Here is a 19,311-nt window from a genome sequence, read left to right on the forward strand (position 1 = left end):
AACAGTCGGATCACCTGCAATCCCACCCGTATACTATCCCCAACTTTGCTTTGAGGCATGACATGAATCACCCTGACCTGCGCACCCGCATCGATACGCTCACCTACGCATCGGAACAGACCGCGCTGGAGGCGCTGCGCGAGCGCGCCGAACTTTCCGCAGCCGACCGCACCGCCATCTCGCGCGATGCGGCGAAACTGGTGCGCGACATCCGGTCCAGCACCCGTCCCGGCCTGATGGAGGTCTTCCTCGCTGAATACGGCCTGTCGACCGAAGAGGGTGTCGCGCTGATGTGCCTCGCCGAGGCGCTGCTGCGCGTGCCCGACGCCGAAACCGTCGACGCGCTGATCGAGGACAAGATCGCGCCTTCCGACTGGTCCAAGCACATGGGCCATTCGACCTCGCCGCTGGTCAACGCCTCCACATGGGCGCTGGCGCTGACCGGCCGGGTGCTCGACGACGAGGTCCATCCCGGCCCCGTCGGCCACCTGCGCAACGCCATCCGCCGCCTGGGCGAGCCGGTGATCCGCACCGCCGTCGGCCGCGCCATGAAGGAGATGGGCAGCCAGTTCGTGCTGGGCGAAACCATCGAGGCGGCGATGAAGCGCGGCTCGAAGATGGAGGCCAAGGGCTACACCTATTCCTACGACATGCTGGGCGAGGCCGCCCGGACGGAGAAGGACGCCTCCCGCTATCACCTCGCCTATTCGAAGGCGATTTCCGCCATCTCCAACGCCGCCACCCACGGGGACATCCGCAAGAACCCCGGCATCTCGGTCAAGCTTTCGGCGCTGCACCCGCGCTACGACGAGCTTCAGGCCGACACCGCGCTGAACACGCTGGTGCCCCGGCTGACGGCGCTCTGCGGTCTGGCGAAAAGCGCGGGCATCGGCCTGAACATCGACGCGGAAGAGGCCGACCGCCTGTCGCTCTCGCTCGACGTCATCGAACAGACCCTCAGCCAGCCCGCGCTGAAGGGCTGGGACGGCTTCGGCGTCGTGGTGCAGGCCTACGGCCAGCGCGCGGGCGCGGTGATCGACTGGCTGCACGGGCTGGCCGAGCGGCTGAACCGCAAGATCATGGTTCGCCTCGTGAAGGGCGCCTACTGGGATTCGGAGATCAAGAAGGCGCAGGTCATGGGCCTCGACGCCTTTCCGGTCTTCACCTCGAAGGCCGCGACCGATGTCTCCTACATCGCCAACGCCCGCCGCCTTCTGGGCTACACCGACCGCATCTACCCGCAATTCGCCACCCACAACGCCCACACCGCCGCCGCCATCCTGCACATGGCCGGTGACATGAAGGTGTCGAAGGAGGCCTTCGAATTCCAGCGCCTGCACGGTATGGGCGAGACGCTGCACGCTCTCGTCAAGGAACAGAACGGCACCGGCTGCCGGATCTACGCCCCCGTGGGCGCGCACCGCGACCTCTTGGCCTACCTCGTCCGCCGCCTGCTGGAGAACGGCGCGAACTCCTCCTTCGTGAACCAGATCGTCGACGAGGACGTGCCGCCAGAAACCGTCGCCGCCGACCCGTTCGAGGCGGTGCAGACCAACACCCTGCCGACCGGGCGCGACCTCTTCCCCGGGCGCGAGAACTCCAGGGGGTTCGATCTCCGGCACCGCCCGACCATGGCGCGCATCGACGCCGCCCGCGACGCCTTTGCCACCCACCGCTGGAAGGGCGCGCCGCTTGTCGCCTGCGACGCCGCCGCCGGTCCGCGTGAAGAACGGACGAACCCCGCGATCCCCTCCGACATCGTGGGCTCCGTCACCTGGGCCACCGCCGAACAGGCCACCGCCGCCGCCGCTGCCGCGCAGCCCTGGGACGCCCCCGCGGCAGAGCGCGCGCGCATCCTGAACGCCGCCGCCGACCTCTACGAAGCGCACTTCGGCGAACTCTTCGCCCTGCTGCACCGCGAGGCCGGCAAGACGCTGCTGGACGCCGTGGCCGAACTGCGCGAGGCGGTCGACTTCCTGCGCTACTACGCCACCCAGGCCGAGGGCGGCGCACCGCGCGGCACCTTCGCCTGCATCTCGCCGTGGAACTTCCCGCTGGCGATCTTCACCGGGCAGCTCTCTGCCGCGCTGGCCGCCGGGAACGCCGTTCTGGCCAAACCGGCCGAACAGACGCCGCTGGTCGCATGGCGCGCCACCCAGCTCCTGCACGAGGCCGGCGTGCCCGCGACCGCCCTGCAACTCCTGCCCGGCGCGGGTGACGTGGGCGCCGCGCTCACCTCCTGCCCGGACGTGGACGGCGTGGCCTTCACCGGCTCGACCGAGACCGCGCAGGCCATTCACCGCGCCATGGCCGAGAACCTCACCCCCGGCGCGCCGCTGATCGCCGAGACCGGCGGCCTGAACGCGATGATCGTCGACTCCACCGCGCTGCCGGAACAGGCCGTCGCCGCCATCGTCGAATCCGCCTTCCAGTCCGCCGGTCAGCGCTGCTCTGCCCTGCGCTGCCTCTACGTGCAGGAGGACATCGCCGAGGACTTCCTCAGGATGCTCACCGGCGCGATGGACGTGCTGGTGATGGGCAACCCGTGGGACCCGGCCACCGACGCGGGCCCGGTCATCGACGAGGAGGCCGCCGAGGGCATCCGCAGCTACGTCGCAAAGGCCCGCAGGGAAGGCCGCGTGCTGAAGGAGCTCGACGCGCCCGCGCCCGGCCACTTCGTCGCCCCCGCCCTGCTGCGCGTGCCCGGCATCAAGGCGATGGAGCGCGAGATCTTCGGCCCGGTCCTGCACGTCGCCACCTTCGGCTCCGAGGAGCTGGACCGCGTGATCGCCGACATCAACGCCACCGGCTACGGGCTGACCTTCGGCCTGATGACCCGGATCGACGACCGCGTGCAGCACGTGACCGAGGCGGTCCACGCCGGCAACATCTACGTCAACCGCAACCAGATCGGCGCCATCGTGGGCAGCCAGCCCTTCGGCGGCGAAGGCCTCTCCGGCACCGGCCCAAAGGCGGGCGGCCCGCACTACCTCGCCCGCTTCCGCGCCCATCCCGCCGAGGCACCCGCCGAGACGCAGGAGGCGAAGGCCCCCGGCAGCGCGCTCCCCGCGACGGAGGCCGGCCTCGCCCAGAGCCTGACCCGCGCCACGGTCGAGGCAACGCCGGTGCCGCACCGCACCGTCCTGCCCGGCCCCACAGGCGAGGCCAACCAGCTCACCTGCCTGCCGCGTCCCCCGGTCCTCTGCCTCGGTCCCGGCCACAAGGCGGCAGAGGCGCAGGCCCAGGCGATCCGCGCCCTGGGCGGCATCGCCCACCCGGTGACGGGCAAGGTGGCGCCGGACCTGCTGGCCACGCTCGACGGCTTCTCCGGCGCGCTGTGGTGGGGCGACGAGAGCACCGCCCGCGCCTTCCGCAAGGCGCTGGCCGCGCGCAAGGGCCCGATCCTGCCGCTGATCACCGGCATGCCCGACGCCGCCCACGCGCTGACGGAGCGCCACGTCTGCGTCGACACCACGGCGGCAGGCGGCAACACGGCCCTGCTGGCCGGCCACGCCTGATCCGAAGACACCGCCCCGCCCTGCGCAGCATGCCGTAGGGCGGGGCTCCGCGCCGCCTGACCGTAACTATGGGGCGCAAGGGCGGCGCACAGCCCCGCCCTACAAAAGCGCGCAAGTCCGCTGAACACAACGCGATGACCAAAGGACGGCGCGGCCTCCGCACAGGCCAGAGCGGAACGTCCCGTAGGGCGGGGCTCTGCGCCGCCCTCCCGCGCGCACCAGGCCGCATCGGTGACGCCCTCCCCGACCGCCTCCTCTGGACGCCGCCCTGCGGCGGGCATACGGTCCGGGCATGTTCCCGATCCGCGATCACAACCCTTCGGGCCGGACGCCCTTCGTCACCTACACGCTGATCGCGATCAACTCGGTCGTGTTCCTGATGACGCTCGACGCGATCAACGACCTGAACTTCCTCGCCACCTACTCGCTGGTCCCGCGCTTCCTGTCCGAAGGCTTCGGCTATCAGGGGCTCGTCACCTCGATGTTCCTGCACGGCGGCTGGATGCACATCATCGGCAACATGCTCTACCTCTACATCTTCGGCGACAACCTCGAGGACCGCATGGGCCATGTGGCCTTCCTGCTGTTCTACCTTGCCGCGGGGCTGGGCGCCGGGCTGATCCACTACGCCTCCGCCCCCTATTCCAACGTGCCGACCGTGGGCGCGTCGGGCGCCATCGCGGGCGTCATGGGCGGCTACCTGCTGCTCTTCCCGCGCGCCCGGGTCGACATCCTGATCTTCATCGTCATCATCATCAAGGTGATCCCGATCCCGGCCTGGGTCGCGCTCTGCCTGTGGTTCGTCATGCAGCTGTTCGGCGGCGTGGGCACCAGCGCCGACGAGGGTGGTGTCGCCTACTGGGCGCACATCGGCGGCTTTGTCATCGGCCTCGTGCTGACCCTGCCCGTCTTCCTGAAACTGGGCGGCCCGCGCTTCTGGCGCCTGCACCACGGCCACCCGCCCCACCCGGAGGCCCGCACCCGCTGGAAGCCGGGTTCTTCCGTCACCCGAGTCCCGAGGATCCGACGCAAATGACCGACCCCGTGAAAGCCACATGCCACTGCGGCGCCGTGGAACTCTCCGTGACCCTGACAGACGGGTTCGAGACCCGCCGCCGCTGCGACTGCTCCTTCTGCCGCCGCCGCCAGTGCGCCGCCGTCTCTGCCCCCCTGGGCGGAGTCGAGGTGGTGAAAGGCGCCGACAACCTGACGGAATACAGCTTCAACACCCACACGGCGCGGCACTACTTCTGCAAGACCTGCGGCATCTACATGTACCACCGGCGCCGGTCGAACCCGAACGAGTACGGCGTGAACCTCTACTGCATCGAAGGGACGGAGCCGAAGGACTTCGAGCCGGTCCACTGGAACGACGGCGTCAACCACCCCTCCGACCGCGCCACGTAGGCGGCAGACCGCGACGCGCCACGGCAGGCCGGGTCACATGTCCCGGCCGTCCTCCGCGGGCGCCTCTTCCTCCACCGGGCCGGGCGGCTCGGGCTCTTCCGTCACCACGTCGGCCGTGAACGGCGGGTCATTGTCCTCGTTGTCCCGTGGCGGAGGCGGCAGCGGCGGTCCCTCGGGATAGTCGAGATAGTCGCGGATGACCTGTTCGCAGTCGCTGGGCTTCTCGCCGCAGCTCACCTTGGGCCGCCCCGGCAGATCGACGTAGTACCACGTCTTGTGCTTGTACAACTTGCTGAAGGTTACGGTGTAGCGCACACCGTCGATCTCGATCTCGCCGGCCGTGCCCACCTCCGGCTCGCAGCCTGCAGCCAGCAGGCAGGCCAGCATTCCGGCCATGAAAAAACTGAAACCGCGCAACGTCATGACAGGTCAATCTCCTATGCGCACAGGAATTGAAGGAGCGTATGGCCGCCCTGAAACTGCGGCAAGCGATTCTGTTAACCTAACGTAATGCGGATTGGTGCCAAGGGGGGGCGACTTCGCGAAAGGCCTTGGCAGCCGCGCGACCGCCAGACCTGTTCTCCCCTGCGCTGCCCTGTCTGCGGTATCCGCCGTTCCGCGCACCAACCTGCCCAATGTGAGTGGGGCAGACCGCACAGGTCCAGCCTCAGCCGCCCCTCAGGCAGCCGACTGGCCGACCACCCGCCCCGGAAACTTCTTGCCGCAAGGGAAAGTTGCGGCAACACTGGGCCATCTGGCGTGGGTTGTCGTGGCTGACACACGCGCCGGCCCCCGCGGCGCGACGCCGCGAACCGGACACGACCCTTGCCACGCACGGAGAAGACACATGCCCCTGATGCCCTTTGCCCAAGCGCGCGAAACCCTGCTGTCCACCAACTGGGAAATGAAAACGGGCGGAGGTTACACCAACCTGTACTCGAGCACGCGGGCTTCGGCCGATTCACCGGACGGCTATCCGCACATCCACATCAAGTACGATGCCACGCAATTCAAGTATATCGGCGTAACCTACGGAGCGATCGCCAGCATCTTCAACGTCGATCTGGTTGTCGACGGGGTGCTGAAAAACGTCAATCTCTCGATGGTCGAGCTCGAACTGAGCCACGTCAAATCCGCCACGCAGCAACAGCGCGACATGCTCAAGCACGTGCTGTTCTACATCCCGGCGAAAAAGGCACCGACAAAGAACCTCTCCGTCAATGCCAGCCCCGGAGACTGGCCGACCCTCGGGTGACCGCCGCGACCGGGCGGGTCAATCCGCCCGCAGGATCTTTGCGAAGGTGGTGAAGATCTCGTTGTTGGCGCAGAGGATCGCGCCCGACTCCAGCGGCTCCTGGTCCGCGCGCACGCCCTCGACAAGCGCGCCCGCCTCCTTGGCCAGCAGGTAACCCGCGGCGATGTCCCAAATCTGCACCTCGCGCTCCCAGTAGCCGTCGTAGCGGCCCGCCGCCACGTAGGCGAGGTCGAGCGACGCGGCACCGAAGCGGCGCACACCCGCGCATTCCGGCATCAGCCGCGCGAGGTCCTTCATCGTGGCAGGCAGGGTCCGCTTGGTGCCGAAGGGCACACCCGTGGCGAACAGCGCCTCCACCATGCGGCGGCGGCCCGAGACGCGCAGCCGCTTGCTGTCGTTCAGCCAGGCGCCCGCGCCGCGCTCCGCATAGAACATCTCGTCCTTGGCGGCGTCGAAGACCACGGCGGACACGATCTGGCCCTTGTGCTCCAGCGCGATGGAGATCGCCCAGTGCGGCAGGCCGTGCAGGAAGTTCGTGGTGCCGTCCAGCGGGTCGACGATCCAGCGGCGCGTCGGGTCCTGCCCCGGCTCCTCGCCACCCTCCTCGGCCAGCCAGCCGTAGGTCGGGCGCGCGCCCATCAGCTCTTCCTTGAGGATGCGCTCCGCCTCGATGTCGGCCTTCGAGACGAAGTCCCCGGCGCCCTTCATCGACACCTGCAGGTTCTCCACCTCGCGGAAGTCCTTCACGAGCGACCGTCCCGCCTTGCGCGCGGCCTTCATCATGATGTTGAGATTCGCGCTGCCCTGCATGGGTCGGCCTCCGGCGTTCGCACAAAAGAAATCAGGCCGCGGCTATACGCGGCCTGACACGCAATGCCAAGGGTCCTTGCGGATCAGCGGTAAACCACACCCTTGTCGCCCGGCACGGCGACGCCCTTCACGCCCACCGGCGCATAGGTGCGCGGCGACGGCTTGCGGTAGACCTTGCCCGGACGGTCGACGTAGGGACCGGCGTTCGGGGTGCCGCAGCAGATCACGCCACCGACCGACACCGGCTGAAGACCGGCGGGGCAGTAGTTCGGTGCGTTGTAGGTGTGGACCAGCATGTTGGAATTGGGGTTGTTGGTCGGATCCCCCATATACATGTCGCCCCAGGCAAAGGCAGCGGTGCCCGAAAGCGCAAATGCGGCAGCCGCCGCGAGAATGAGTTTCATAATGTCCCCCTTGGTGACGTCGGAATGGTGACTCGCAGAATTCCCCAGAGAAGGCTAGCAATCCCTGTGGGCAAGTCAATTTTTTACTGTCTTGTCGGTGGAAACGCCGGGAATTGTTTCCTGTATCGAACCAGTTCGATTGCAACCGCATCCGGGCCGCAAGTCGCCTCCGAAACCGAATGACGACCAAAGGCCCCGGCCCCGACTTTCAGGCCAGCCGAAAGCGGTCCCGTGCGGGCGGGCAATAATAAGCGGGCAGATCGTTTCCGAACCGGCATCACCTGGCGGGCATCGCATGCCCCCGGGACGCCCCCGTCAGTCCTCGCTCAGCAGCAGCGCGCGCACCGCTTCGGGTGCCAGCGGGAACAAGGGTCGCTGAAGGGTGGGAAGACCCGGTGCCAGTGTTTCGGCACGTTTTGAAAGGTCGATTGGCATGGCTGCCACTTAGAGCATGAATTGTGGCAGGAAAAGGGCACCCGCCGTCCGGCGCACCGCCATTCCGGCGAAAGACCGCCGAAATGAACGCGATACGGGCGGATTGATCAGGTTTTCATCACCCGGTCCGCCTTCTTTCGGACAAGAACGCTGCGCAGATCGTGCATCGCCAGCAACAGCGCATCCGTCACTTCTTCGAGCTGGTCGTCGCTGGCCTTCGACTGCACCCATTGCGTCGTGGTGTTCAGGTAGTCGACGCAGCGGTGGATGTCGTCGATGTCGCGCATGGCCAGCAGCGCCTTGCGCGACGCCATCCAGCGGCGCATCTCGGCCAGGTCGTCCTCCGACAGGGTGGCGTCGCCGTGCGGCTTGATCTCGTTGCGGTTCAGGTTCAGCACCGCGATCTGGTCCATCTCGATCCGGCGCTGGCGGTTCTCGGTATCGACGCGGAACACGGCGGCGCCGTTGTCGCGCACCCGGTAGTAGAAGGCGGGAAGATCGGCCATCAGTTGCCCTCCCCGTCTTTCAACCCCTCGCAGAACCGGCGAATTCGCACGCAAGCCTCTGTCAGCATCTCGTCCGAAGCGGCATAGCTGACGCGGAAATAGGGGCTGAGACCGAAGGCCGACCCGAAGACGACGGCCACGCCCTCCTCTTCAAGGAGCGCGGTGCAGAACGCCTCGTCGTCGGCGATCGGCGTCCCGGCCTTCGACACCTTGCCGATGCAGTCCGCGACCGAAGGGTAGACGTAGAACGCCCCTTCAGGCACCGCGCAGGTGATCCCCGGACAGGCGTTCAGCCCCTCGACCACAAGATCGCGCCGCCGCTTGAACGCCGCCGACCGCTCCGCCAGGAAGTCCTGCGGGCCGTTCAGCGCCTCCACCGCGGCCCACTGGCTGATCGAACAGGGGTTGGTCGTCGACTGCCCCTGGATCTTGCGCATGGCGGCGATCAGGTGCTCCGGCCCGCCGGCATAGCCGATCCGCCAGCCGGTCATCGCATAGGCCTTCGACACGCCGTTGCAGGTCAGCGTCCGGTCATAGAGACCCGGCTCCACCTGTGCGGGGGTGACGAACTCGAACCCGTCGTAGGCCAGGTGTTCGTACATGTCGTCGGTCATCACCCAGACATGGGGATGGCGCATCAGCACGTCGGTCAGCGCCTTCAGCTCGTCCCGCGTATAGCCCGCGCCCGTGGGGTTCGACGGCGAGTTGAAGATGAACCACTTGGTCTTCGGCGTGATCGCGGCCTCCAGCGCCTCCGGCGTGATCTTGAAGCCAAGCTGCCGCTCGCCCTCCACGATCACCGGCTCGCCGCCCCCCAGCCGCACGATGTCGGGATAGCTGACCCAGAAGGGCGCGGGGATCACCACCTCGTCGCCCGGGTTCAGCGTCGCCATCAGCGCGTTGTAAAGCACCTGCTTGCCGCCCGTCGACACGCTGATCTGCGCCGGCGTGTACTCCAGCCCGTTTTCGCGGCGGAACTTGGCGCAGACCGCCTCCTTCAGCTCGGGGATCCCGTCCGGTGCGGTGTATTTCGTTTTCCCCGCCTCGATTGCCGCAATCGCGGCAGCCTTGATGTTGTCCGGCGTGTCAAAGTCCGGCTCGCCGGCGCCGAGGCTGATGATGTCGCGGCCCTGCGCCTTCAGGTCACGGGCCAGTTGCGTCACGGCAACCGTCGGAGAGGGTTTTACCCTCGAAAGCGTCTCGGACAGGAAAGGCATGGGGAACTCGTCGGTTTGTCTTTGGGAACGGGGTATCATAGGGTTCACTCATACCCCGATCAGGCGGTTGCGCAAGGGAGCTTACACATGCAGGACACGGACTGGTACGGCCCGGACGTCGCCACTCTGGGCGACAGGCTGGCGGCCGCCCGCGAGGCACAGGGCATGTCTCAGGAGACGCTGGCCAAAAATCTCGGGGTCAAGCTGAACACGCTGGAAAAGTGGGAAGACGACATGTCCGAACCCCGCGCCAACAAGCTCAGCATGATGGCGGGCATCCTGAACGTGTCGATGGTCTGGCTGATCACCGGAGAGGGCGAAGGCGTCGGCAGCCCGGAAGACGAGACGCCGCTCAACGCCGACCTCTCCGAGATCCTGTCCGAGATGCGCACGCTGCGGATGCAGATCAAGGCGCGCACCGACAAGCTCGGCCAGCTCGAAAAGCGCCTGCGCCAGGCGCTGAAGGAGTCGGCGCTGTGACCGAACAGGCGACCCGCGAACCGCACGACATCCGCCTGAAACGGCTGACCATGCGCTCCATGCGGCGCGGCACGAAGGAGATGGACATCCTCCTGATGCGTTTCGCCGAGGCGCGCCTGGCGACGATGGAGCCGGAGGCCCTCGACGCCTACGAGGCGCTGCTCGACGAGAACGACCAGGACCTCTACCAGTGGATCTCCGGCCAGCGTCCCGCCCCTGCGGCCCACGCCCCCCTCGTTGCCGAGATCGCAAGCGTCGCCGGCAACGGCTGACCCCCTGCGGGGCCGGGCACATCGCGCCGGCCCACTCTCTTGCCCTCAAAGGCGGACGGCCAAGCCCGCCGGGCCTCAGGCCACCATCGCCCGGATGCTCCAGAAGATCACCATCGACAAGAGTGCCGCCGCCGGGACCGTCACGATCCAGGCCGCCGCGATGGTCATGAAGTGCGCCCGCCGCACCAGCTTCCGCCGCCGCCGTTCCTCGGGCGAATAGCGCGCGCGTTCCGGCATCGCTATGCGCGCCTTGCGCAGCCGCCGCTCCGCGTCCCACTCGCGGAAAAACCCCACGCCGAACACCGCGCCCACCGCGATGTGGGTGGAGCTGACCGGCAGCCCCAGCCAGCTTGCCACGATCACCGTGATCGCCGCCGACAGCGCCACGCAGTAGGCGCGCATCGGGTTCAGCTTGGTGATCTCCGACCCGACGATCCGGATCAGCCGAGGCCCGAACAGGAACAGCCCGAACGAGATCCCGAAGGCGCCGATCAGCATGACCCAGAACGGGATGCCGAAGCCTTCGGTGAAATGGCCGGACCGCGCCGCCTCGACGATGGCGGCCAGCGGGCCGACCGCGTTGGCCACGTCGTTGGCGCCATGCGCAAAGGACAGCAGCGCCGCCGACACGATCAGCGGCACGCCGAACAGCACCTTGAGCGACTTGTTGCGGTTCTCCAGCCCCTCGGACTGGCGGCGCACCACCGGGATCATCACCAGCCAGATCAGCGCCCCCATCGCCAGCCCCAGCAAAAGCGCCGTGGGCAGGCCTATCTCCACAAGGTGCTTCAGCCCCTTCATGGCGAGGTAGGCGGCAAAGGCCCCCGCCATGATCCCCACCAGCACCGGCACCCAAAGCCGGGCCGCGGCGATCTTGTCCTCGCGGTAGATGATGCGCGACTTGATGAACCACAGGCACCCGGCGGCGATCAGACCGCCCATCAGCGGCGAGATCACCCAGCTTGCCGCGATCATCCCCATGGTGCCCCAGCCCACCGCGCCGAAACCCGCCGCGGCGATGCCCGCGCCCATCACCCCGCCGACCACCGAATGCGTGGTCGAAACCGGCGCGCCGATCCAGGTGGCCAGGTTCACCCACAGCGCCGACGACAGCAGCGCCGCCATCATCGCCCAGATGAACACGTCGACCGAGCCCATGCTCGTCGGCGCGATGATCCCCTTGGCGATGGTCGACACCACGTCGCCACCCGCCAGGAGCGCACCCGCGCTCTCGAACACCGCGGCGATGGCGATGGCGCCGCCCATGGTCAGGGCATTGGCGCCCACCGCCGGTCCCATGTTGTTGGCAACGTCGTTCGCGCCGATGTTCAGCGCCATGTAGGCACCAAAGACCGAGGCGATGACAATCGTCACCGCATGGCCCGACCCGCCGAACAGCAGCGCCGCCAGAAGCGCGGCAAAAACCACGAAGACCAGGGCGATGCCGATCCCCGCCACGGGTTTCGCCACGTAGGCGGTGGCGAGTTCTAGCATCTGGACGCGGCCAAGGTCGCGGTCCAGCGTCTCAAGGTGCTTCGGGTGATGATCGTTTCCAGCCAAGTGCCGCCCCTCCCGTCGGGTCTTTCGCACCGGTCCGGCGCGCAATTCGGGGGTGTTTATGGGGTCGGGACGCCGAATTCAATCGGCCGGGGGCTTTCAGCGCAGAACGGGTGCCTCGGCGCGGAAATCGCGCAGCAGGTCCTTCAGGCCCGGCTCGTTCACCATGTCGGCGGCTTCTTCCGGGTTGACCCAGACCCGCCGGCGCTGCGTGACCTCCGGGTAGTCGTCCAAGAGTTCCGCAACCTCCACCGCATAGACCAGCGTGCGGACCGGGATGCTCCAGTCGCCGGGCAGCGTCTTGCCGTAGACGAATTCGCCCAAGGGCGACTTCGACGCGCGGCCGGCGCGCACGCCCGCCTCTTCCCAAGCCTCGCGCATGGCAGAGCCCGCGGAGTCCAGGCCCTTGATCGGCCATCCCTTCGGCAGGACCCACCGTCCGGTGTCGCGGCTGGTGATCAGCAGGATCTGCGTGCGGTCCCCGTGCCCACGGTAACAAAGCGCCGCGAACTGAAGACGTTCGGGACGTTTGTAGAGCGGAGCGACATAGTCGCCCCAGAAGTGCCGGAACTGCTCTATCACGCGAAAGGGTCGCCTGTTTTTTCTCAAGTGACCGTTTCTAGCGCCTTTTTCCACAAAATGCAAATCCGCCCCCGGAAGGCGGCGCTGCGGCGCCGGCACAATGCCTATTAACCAAGCCACGAATATCGCTCGAATTTTCCGGGGTTTCACGACTGTTTAACCCGATATTTGCGTTTTTCCCGGAAAGCTGCCGTCAATCATAACAGGCGGAGAAAATCTATGAGCATACATTCGTCCATGGACAAGGGCCCCCAGCAGGGCTTCATGGCGAGCTACCTCGATGCGCTGAGCCTGGTGGAACGTCTCCACCGGCTGCTTCTGGACGTCATCAAGGATGAGTTCGAACGACTTGGGATCATCGACGTGAACGCGGTGCAGGCGCTACTGCTGTTCAACATCGGTGAAAACGAGGTGACGGCAGGCGAGCTGAAGACCCGCGGCTACTACCAGGGCTCCAACGTCAGCTACAACCTCAAGAAACTGGTGGAGATGGGCTACATGCACCACCAGCGGTGCGAGATCGACCGCCGCTCGGTGCGCGTCCGTCTCACCCAGCGCGGGCGGGAAATCCGGAACATCGTGTCCGAACTCTTTGCCCGCCACGCCGAGGGCCTCCAGACGAAGGCGGTCATCTCTATCGACGGCATGGACGAGATCACCTCGGCCCTGCGGCGTGTCGAACGCTACTGGACGGATCAGATCCGCTACATCTACTGAGCCCGCGCCCCGACGCGCCCCGGCCAGAACGGCCAGGCTCATCCCTTTCGGCAACCGCCCTCCGGACGCAGCGCACCAGCGCCCCTCCGACAACCGATGCCACGGTCGAAATGGCCCCTCCCGACAGTTCAGGACAAGACGCGCGCGCCCTTTGAAGGCGCTTTTTCCTTGCGTTTCATGGCCATGCCGAATGCGTCGTTCCGTGACTGACGAACGCGCTGCCCGCCCGAGCGGTCTGCCAGTTGCCGCCCCTTACCGGGCCGAAACCACCAGCACCTGCAATTCGCGCTTCAGCTTGCGGACCATGGCCTCCTCGAAATCGGCAAAGCCCGCCGCCGTCTCGACGAAGGCGTCGGCGCCCTGCACGACGTAGGCCTCGTAGTAGCCCGCCAGCGCGCCCACGCCGTCCGCCGTGCCCGGCCCGATCACCAGACCGTTGATCGTGATGGCCTCGGGGCGGACGAACTGCGGGCGCGGCCCGGTGTTCGAGGTGCCGTCGCCCGACACGTCCAGCACCTGCCGCCAGCACCCGGGCTGCTGCGCCAGAAGCCCCGCGCCGAACTGCTTGGCCGCGCCGATGGCGGTGGAGGTCTCTCCGCCCACCCGCGCCGTGCCTTCCAGCCGCGCGGCGACCCCCGCCAGCGCGCCCGGCCCGTCCACCGTGGTCCAGGGCACCAGCACCCGCTGCGCCTCCGGCCCGCTCCATTCGTAGACCGCCAGCGCCACCGGCGCCTCCGGCATGGCAAAGAGCGCGCCCTGCACCTCCGGATGCAGCAGCGCCGCCGCCAGCCCGTCCAGTTGCAGCCGGTATTCCGCACCGTCGACCGAGCCGGACACGTCCAGACCCAGCGCAAGCGCCTGCCGGCAGGCCGCCTCCGCCTGCGCGACCCACAGCGAAAGGGCCAGTGCCGCCGCGCCGGCCAGCCTCACCCGGGCCCCTCCTGCCCCGGCCGCGCGGGCAGTTGCAGGCCGCCCACCACGCGGTTCTCGATCTCCCGGTACAGCTTGCGGACCATCGCGCGCTCGTACCCTTCGTACCCCTGCGCGGTCTCGAGGAAGGCATCCGGCCCGTAAAGCACCTCGAACTCGAAATGCTCCACCACGCCCGGATCGGCGCCCAGCACCGCCAGCCCGTTCACCGTCACGCCGTCGAAGGGAAAATGCCGGTAGGCGAGCTGCGGCCCGAAGCCGTCGTTCGTCACCCCGTCGCCCGACACGTCGATCACCCGACGTTCGCAGGCGGGGCCGCGCTCAAGCAGACCGGCGCCGAACCCCAGCGCATAGCCCATCGCCGTGGGAAAGCGCGAATAGGACCGCCGGTGCCCGGAGATGCGCGCCGCCACCTCCGCGATGACCCGGGGCGAGTCCAGCAGCACCCAGTCCTGCACCACGACCGACTGCCGCCGCCCGCTCCATTCGTAGACCGCGATCCAGACGGAGGGCTCCCCCGACAGGATCGCCGCCGTCACGTCCTCGGACATCAGAGCCGCCGCCACCCCGTCGCGCTGCAAAGCGTATTCCCGGGCGTCCACCGAGGACGAGACATCCAGTGCCAGCGCAAGCGCCAGCCGACAGGCCTGCGCCTGCCCCGCGGTGATCGCCACCGCGAGGCAGACACAGAGACTGGCGAGAAGCCTCACCAATGCCCGGTGTTCTCCATGCTGGCCCAGGGCTCCTGCGACGGCAGCGGATCGCCCTGCTGCAGAAGCTCGATGGAAACGTTATCGGGCGACCGGACAAAGGCCATGTGCCCGTCACGCGGCGGACGGTTGATCGTCACGCCCGCATCCATCAGCGTCTGGCACATCTCGTAGATGTTCGGCACCGTGTAGGCGAGGTGCCCGAAGTGCCGCGAGTCAGAGGGCAGACCCTCGTCGCCGTCCCAGTTGTAGGTCAGCTCCACGTCCGCGTGGCCGTCCGCCATGTCCGGCGGACACATGAAGACCAGCGTAAAGCGGCCCTTCTCGCTTTCGCTGCGGCGGCGCTCCACGAGGCCCAGCAGCTTGTAGAATTCGATCGACTTGTCCAGGTCTTTCACCCGGACCATCGTGTGCAGATACTTGATGCCCACGTCTTCCTCCTTCGTCCCACCTTCGGGCGCACCGGCACTTTCGCAGAAAACGCGCGCCGCGCCAAAAGATCAGAACACAGATTTCAATCCGAACCGCAGATCCGTACTGCGGTTCTCGTAGAGGTTATAATTGGAGTTCCGGTCGGTGAAGGAAACCCCGACTTCGGGGGCGAAGCCGTAATAGTCGAGCTCGGGCAACAACAGGTCCACGCCGATCCGGCGCTGCCGGTCCTCCCGTGCGGGTCCGTTGGGCGCCCCGATCCACGGCGCATCGTAGTTGTAGACCCCGTAGTCGAAGCTGAGCGTCGGCAGCACACCCGCGACGGGCCGCGCGAAGGCATAGCTGAGACCGACGCTGCCGTCCTGCCGCCCGACGTTGTAGGCGGCAGAGAACGTCTCGCCCACGCCCATGTCCAGCGTCAGGGCGCCATGCTCGAAGCGTTTCGTCAGCGACAGGCCCGCGTCGCGGCGCTGCGCATCGCCCACCGGGGAATCCAGCCGCCTCACGTCCTCGAACCCCAGTCGCAGGCCAAGGCCCACGGTCGGGCTCAGCCGCTGGTCCAGCCCGAGGTCGAGCCGCGCGATGTCGGCAATGGGCGCGCCGCCCTGCCACTGGCGCCGCAGGCTCAGATGCGCGCGGCCCAGCCGTCCGCCGTCCTTCGCGATGCCCTCCAGCGTCACGGCACCGCCCAGCACCGCGCTGGTGTAATCGCCCGCCTCGGCGCCCGGCACGTCCTTTGCCTCGTCCGACAGGCGCACCGCCGACCCCTGGGCAAAGCCCGAGAACTGCAGGCGCACCCGGGGCGCCAGCGGCTTGATGTAGCGCATCTGCACGCCCGCGCCGTAGCGCAGCCCGGACAGCGGCGGCGTCACCTTGACCACGCCGCCCGGAACCGGCGTGTCCTCTGTCGGCGCGTTGTTGAGGTTGTCCGAAGGCTGCACGAACAGGTCCATCGCGAACCGCCAGGGCGTGATGCGGCGCACGTGGCGGAAGTCCTCGACCGCGATCTCCTTCAGCCGGTCGTCGGGGGCAAGCTGCATCGCCCGCCGCAGCCAAAGCTGCGCCACCCCGTTCTGCCCGGCAAAGCTGCGCATCTGCGCCATCATCATCGCCGAATAGAACCGGTCGCGCGGCGTGTCGGAGGTCTGCCAGGCCACCCGCGCGGTTTCCACCGCCGCCTCGCGCTTGCCAAGCTGCCGCAACGCGCGGGCCTTGATGAACAGCGCGGTCTTGTCCTCCGGCGCCCCCAGCAGCACGCCCTGCGACAGGATCAGCGCGTCCTCGGCGCGGCCCGCCATCAGCGCGTTGGCCGCGGCCTGCCGGGCCTCGTCGAGCGTGATGCGCAGGGCGTCGGGCCGCTTGGTCTGGGCCGTGGCCGGGACGGCCAGAACGCCCGCCGTCAGCAGTACGAACAGCCCCCGGCGCAGCAGGCGGGCCGACCCCGTCATGCGCTCAGCGCTTGGCCTGGAAGACCCCGGTCTCCCGCACCTGGTTGTGGGTCAGGATGATCGGCGAGCCGGTGGAGGTGTCGATGCCCACCGGGCCGGTGCCCTCGACAAAGACGATGCCCGCCACTTCCTCGCCGTTCGGACCGGCGAAAAGGCCCGCCCAGTTGCCGGTGGCGGTCTGTGTGTTCGGCGTGGCGCTGGCGATGTTGGTCGTGTCCTTGTCGACGGAATTCGGGATCTGCAGCGTCGCGTCGGAGGAGGTGATCGTCCAGTCGTCGAAGTTGATCTCTGCCGTGGCGAGCGAGATGAAGTCGCCCACGCCGCCCGCCATCTCAGGCACCTCGACGCCGTTCAGGTCAAAGAACCGCCGGTCCGCGATGATCCCCTCGACCGCACCCACGTTGTTGAAATCCTGGATGTCGACCTCGAGCCGCGAGGTGCCCGAGACGTACTGTACCACGGTGTTGGTGCCTTCCTCGACGATGGTCCGCACCGCCGCGTATTCACCCTGGAAGACATAGCTCTGGTTGGCGTTGGGCAGCGATCCGTCGCCGTTCAGGCGCTGCGCCGCCGCACCGCCGAAGCCGTAGCTGACATAGCGGTTGGTGCCCAGGGCGCCGACCTGGCTGTAATCGTCGGGCGAACGCCGGAAGACCGCGAAGAACTCCGTCGTGGGCGATCCCGCCGTGCCCCGGTCGTTCGCGAAGAAGCCGAAGCTCGACCCGCTGGTGGCGTTGATCCGGGTGGAGGCCGTGGCGTTGCGGCGATAGACGTTGTCGTCCCCGTCGAACGGCACGTTGTCCAGCACCAGCTCGCCCGAGGCGGTGTCGTAGCTCATGCCGCTGACCGTCAGGTCGTCGCTGAACTGCCGCGCGTAGACGTCCGGGTCGCTGGGATCGGCAGGCGGCGCCGAGGTGTTGTCATCCGTCGCGCATTCCGCCTCGTCCGAGACAAGCGGCTGGTTGCAGGTCCCCACGCCCACGGAATCCGTGCTGGTCAGGGGGCTGCCGCCGCCGCTGGATGAGCACGCCGCAAGCACACCCGCCAGCGCGAGCGCTGCGAAAATCCGGTACATGATGACTGCCTCAGGTCTTGCCTTTTATTTTGCCGACCAACCTGCGGGACCCCTGTGGAAAAGTCAATCTTCACCGCCCCTTGCCCGCCGGACCCGCTGCAAATGTGCGGCATAATCGCCCCACCCTTGCCCCATTCCCGCGGGACGCACCGCTTTACCCTGCGCGGCACCGGCTATATCTTGCGGCCAACAACGACCCCACCCCCAGAACTGGAGGGATTCCCTTGCACCAGTACCTCGACGCCCTCCGCACTGTCCTCAAGGAAGGCACCGACACCACCGACCGCACCGGCACCGGCACCCGCAGCCACTTCGGCCTGCAGTGCCGCTACCCGCTCGCCGACGGCTTCCCGCTGGTGACCACGAAAAAGCTGCACCTGCGCTCCATCGTGCACGAACTCCTGTGGTTCCTCTCCGGCGACACCAACATCGGCTACCTGAAGGACAACGGCGTCTCGATCTGGGACGAATGGGCGGACGACAACGGCGACCTCGGCCCGGTCTATGGCCACCAGTGGCGCCACTGGCCCTCCCGCAAGGGCGAGATCGACCAGATCGCCACCCTGCTCGACATGATCCGCAACACGCCCGACTCCCGCCGGCTGATCGTCTCCGCCTGGAACCCCGCCGACGTGCCCGACATGGCGCTGCCGCCCTGCCACACGCTCTGGCAGGTGCGCATCGCCGGCGGCAAGCTGCACCTCCAGCTTTACCAGCGCAGCGCCGACATGTTCCTCGGCGTGCCATTCAACATCGCCTCCTACGCGCTGCTCCAGCACATGATCGCTCATGTGACCGGCTACGAACCGGGCGACTTCATCCACACCATGGGCGACGCGCACATCTATTCGAACCACATGGAGCAGGTGGCCCTCCAGCTCTCCCGCACGCCCCGCCCGCTGCCGACCCTGCGCTTCACCCGCGAGGTCACCGACCTCTTCGACTTCCGCTACGAGGATTTCGCCTTCGACAACTACGACCCCGCGCCCGCCATCAAGGCGCCGGTCGCGGTGTAAGGGGGGCGCACATGATCACCCTCATCGCCGCCCGCGCCCGGAACGGAGCCATCGGCAAGGACAACAAGATCCCCTGGCACATCCCCGAGGACCTCGCCCTCTTCAAGCGCGAGACGCTCGGAGGCGCCATCGTCATGGGCCGCAGGACGTGGGAATCGCTGCCCTTCAAACCCCTGAAAGACCGCCTGAACATCGTCGTCTCCCGCGACACCACGCTGACCGAGCATGTGGTGCCCAGCGTCGAAGACGCCATCGCGCTGGCGCAGTCCCAAGGCTACTTCCGCATCTACGGCATCGGCGGACAGGGCATCTACGAAGCCCTGCTCCCCCTCGCCCACCGCCTGCTGATCACCGAAGTCGACACGGTTGTGGAGGACGCGGATGCGTTTTTCCCGGAGGTGGGAGAGGGGTGGAGGGAGGTTAACAAACGAGTTCTTAATGCTGAAATGCCTGCATCTTCGACCGTTGAGCTGATAGCTCGCTTCCGCCGGGGCGAATCGGCGCTAGCTAGGTGACACTCCGTTCGCTCACGAGTATCGT

Annotated in this window: 21 protein-coding genes; 9 read left to right on the top strand and 12 right to left on the bottom strand. The window is 67.5% G+C overall.

From position 1 onward, the window contains the following. Positions 1 to 62 precede the first annotated feature (62 nt). From putA to CDO87_RS07165, 3 genes are all read left to right on the top strand, one after another. Complete coding sequence (putA, locus tag CDO87_RS07155; protein ID WP_100928147.1) at positions 63 to 3,518, top strand: bifunctional proline dehydrogenase/L-glutamate gamma-semialdehyde dehydrogenase PutA; 3,456 nt, start codon at positions 63 to 65, stop codon at positions 3,516 to 3,518. Between the two features lie 292 nt (positions 3,519 to 3,810). Next, positions 3,811 to 4,554 carry a rhomboid family intramembrane serine protease gene (locus tag CDO87_RS07160; RefSeq protein ID WP_100928148.1) on the top strand — a complete coding sequence of 248 codons (744 nt, stop codon included), beginning with the start codon at positions 3,811 to 3,813 and terminating at the stop codon, positions 4,552 to 4,554. Then, entirely contained in the window at positions 4,551 to 4,925 is a 375-nt protein-coding gene (locus tag CDO87_RS07165) for a GFA family protein (RefSeq protein WP_100928149.1), read from the top strand. The genes CDO87_RS07160 and CDO87_RS07165 overlap by 4 nt, the downstream gene beginning before the upstream one ends. Positions 4,926 to 4,958: 33 nt before the next feature. On the opposite strand, the gene CDO87_RS07170 is transcribed toward CDO87_RS07165, so the two are convergent. Continuing rightward, positions 4,959 to 5,348 (bottom strand): hypothetical protein, encoded by a 390-nt coding sequence (locus CDO87_RS07170; RefSeq protein ID WP_100928150.1) that lies wholly within the window; start codon positions 5,346 to 5,348, stop codon positions 4,959 to 4,961. A gap of 424 nt (positions 5,349 to 5,772) precedes the next feature. Between CDO87_RS07170 and CDO87_RS07175 the strand changes: the two genes are divergently transcribed. Beyond that, positions 5,773 to 6,180: a hypothetical protein gene (locus tag CDO87_RS07175; protein WP_100928151.1), complete on the top strand. Its 408-nt coding sequence runs from the start codon at positions 5,773 to 5,775 to the stop codon at positions 6,178 to 6,180. Between the two features lie 18 nt (positions 6,181 to 6,198). On the opposite strand, the gene CDO87_RS07180 is transcribed toward CDO87_RS07175, so the two are convergent. The 4 genes from CDO87_RS07180 to CDO87_RS07195 form a co-directional block, all read right to left on the bottom strand. After that, the gene (locus CDO87_RS07180; RefSeq protein ID WP_100928152.1) at positions 6,199 to 6,990 is read right to left on the bottom strand and encodes an inositol monophosphatase family protein; all 792 of its coding nucleotides are present in this window, start codon (positions 6,988 to 6,990) and stop codon (positions 6,199 to 6,201) included. An 83-nt stretch (positions 6,991 to 7,073) separates the two neighbouring features. Beyond that, positions 7,074 to 7,394 carry a hypothetical protein gene (locus CDO87_RS07185; RefSeq protein ID WP_100928153.1) on the bottom strand — a complete coding sequence of 107 codons (321 nt, stop codon included), beginning with the start codon at positions 7,392 to 7,394 and terminating at the stop codon, positions 7,074 to 7,076. Positions 7,395 to 7,936: 542 nt separating this feature from the next. Then, positions 7,937 to 8,335, bottom strand: a complete 399-nt coding sequence (locus CDO87_RS07190; RefSeq protein ID WP_100928154.1) for a hypothetical protein — start codon at positions 8,333 to 8,335, stop codon at positions 7,937 to 7,939. Beyond that, complete coding sequence (locus CDO87_RS07195) at positions 8,335 to 9,552, bottom strand: pyridoxal phosphate-dependent aminotransferase (RefSeq protein WP_100928155.1); 1,218 nt, start codon at positions 9,550 to 9,552, stop codon at positions 8,335 to 8,337. Before CDO87_RS07195 ends, CDO87_RS07190 begins: the two co-directional genes overlap by 1 nt. An 87-nt stretch (positions 9,553 to 9,639) precedes the next feature. Between CDO87_RS07195 and CDO87_RS07200 the strand changes: the two genes are divergently transcribed. Both CDO87_RS07200 and CDO87_RS07205 read left to right on the top strand, forming a co-directional pair. Then, positions 9,640 to 10,032 (top strand): helix-turn-helix domain-containing protein, encoded by a 393-nt coding sequence (locus CDO87_RS07200; RefSeq protein ID WP_100928156.1) that lies wholly within the window; start codon positions 9,640 to 9,642, stop codon positions 10,030 to 10,032. 50 nt (positions 10,033 to 10,082) lie between these two features. Further along, positions 10,083 to 10,304 carry a succinate dehydrogenase assembly factor 2 gene (locus CDO87_RS07205; RefSeq protein ID WP_100930866.1) on the top strand — a complete coding sequence of 74 codons (222 nt, stop codon included), beginning with the start codon at positions 10,083 to 10,085 and terminating at the stop codon, positions 10,302 to 10,304. Between the two features lie 75 nt (positions 10,305 to 10,379). Here the strand turns inward: CDO87_RS07205 and CDO87_RS07210 are convergent, their stop codons facing one another. Next, complete coding sequence (locus CDO87_RS07210) at positions 10,380 to 11,864, bottom strand: inorganic phosphate transporter (protein WP_100928157.1); 1,485 nt, start codon at positions 11,862 to 11,864, stop codon at positions 10,380 to 10,382. 96 nt (positions 11,865 to 11,960) lie between these two features. Next, positions 11,961 to 12,443 (bottom strand): NUDIX hydrolase, encoded by a 483-nt coding sequence (locus CDO87_RS07215; protein ID WP_100928158.1) that lies wholly within the window; start codon positions 12,441 to 12,443, stop codon positions 11,961 to 11,963. Positions 12,444 to 12,662: 219 nt separating this feature from the next. Between CDO87_RS07215 and CDO87_RS07220 the strand changes: the two genes are divergently transcribed. Continuing rightward, positions 12,663 to 13,160, top strand: coding sequence for a MarR family winged helix-turn-helix transcriptional regulator (locus CDO87_RS07220; protein WP_198521836.1), 498 nt, complete (start codon positions 12,663 to 12,665; stop codon positions 13,158 to 13,160). 252 nt (positions 13,161 to 13,412) lie between these two features. On the opposite strand, the gene CDO87_RS07225 is transcribed toward CDO87_RS07220, so the two are convergent. The 5 genes from CDO87_RS07225 to CDO87_RS07245 all read right to left on the bottom strand — a co-directional run bounded on the left by CDO87_RS07225 (position 13,413) and on the right by CDO87_RS07245 (position 17,755). Then, positions 13,413 to 14,090, bottom strand: coding sequence for a DUF1194 domain-containing protein (locus CDO87_RS07225; RefSeq protein ID WP_100928160.1), 678 nt, complete (start codon positions 14,088 to 14,090; stop codon positions 13,413 to 13,415). Next, positions 14,087 to 14,803, bottom strand: coding sequence for a DUF1194 domain-containing protein (locus CDO87_RS07230; RefSeq protein WP_254698361.1), 717 nt, complete (start codon positions 14,801 to 14,803; stop codon positions 14,087 to 14,089). Before CDO87_RS07230 ends, CDO87_RS07225 begins: the two co-directional genes overlap by 4 nt. Next, positions 14,797 to 15,231, bottom strand: a complete 435-nt coding sequence (locus CDO87_RS07235; protein WP_100928161.1) for a VOC family protein — start codon at positions 15,229 to 15,231, stop codon at positions 14,797 to 14,799. The genes CDO87_RS07230 and CDO87_RS07235 overlap by 7 nt, the downstream gene beginning before the upstream one ends. A 69-nt stretch (positions 15,232 to 15,300) precedes the next feature. Continuing rightward, the gene (locus tag CDO87_RS07240) at positions 15,301 to 16,680 is read right to left on the bottom strand and encodes a M48 family metallopeptidase (protein ID WP_100928162.1); all 1,380 of its coding nucleotides are present in this window, start codon (positions 16,678 to 16,680) and stop codon (positions 15,301 to 15,303) included. A 4-nt stretch (positions 16,681 to 16,684) separates the two neighbouring features. Further along, positions 16,685 to 17,755 carry a hypothetical protein gene (locus CDO87_RS07245; protein ID WP_100928163.1) on the bottom strand — a complete coding sequence of 357 codons (1,071 nt, stop codon included), beginning with the start codon at positions 17,753 to 17,755 and terminating at the stop codon, positions 16,685 to 16,687. 224 nt (positions 17,756 to 17,979) lie between these two features. Here CDO87_RS07245 and CDO87_RS07250 point away from each other — a divergent pair, with 224 nt between their 5' ends. Both CDO87_RS07250 and CDO87_RS07255 read left to right on the top strand, forming a co-directional pair. After that, positions 17,980 to 18,771 carry a thymidylate synthase gene (locus CDO87_RS07250; protein WP_100928164.1) on the top strand — a complete coding sequence of 264 codons (792 nt, stop codon included), beginning with the start codon at positions 17,980 to 17,982 and terminating at the stop codon, positions 18,769 to 18,771. An 11-nt stretch (positions 18,772 to 18,782) separates the two neighbouring features. Then, the gene (locus CDO87_RS07255) at positions 18,783 to 19,286 is read left to right on the top strand and encodes a dihydrofolate reductase (RefSeq protein WP_100928165.1); all 504 of its coding nucleotides are present in this window, start codon (positions 18,783 to 18,785) and stop codon (positions 19,284 to 19,286) included. Positions 19,287 to 19,311: the final 25 nt, after the last annotated feature.

The organism is Sagittula sp. P11 (assembly GCF_002814095.1).
Lineage (GTDB): Bacteria > Pseudomonadota > Alphaproteobacteria > Rhodobacterales > Rhodobacteraceae > Sagittula.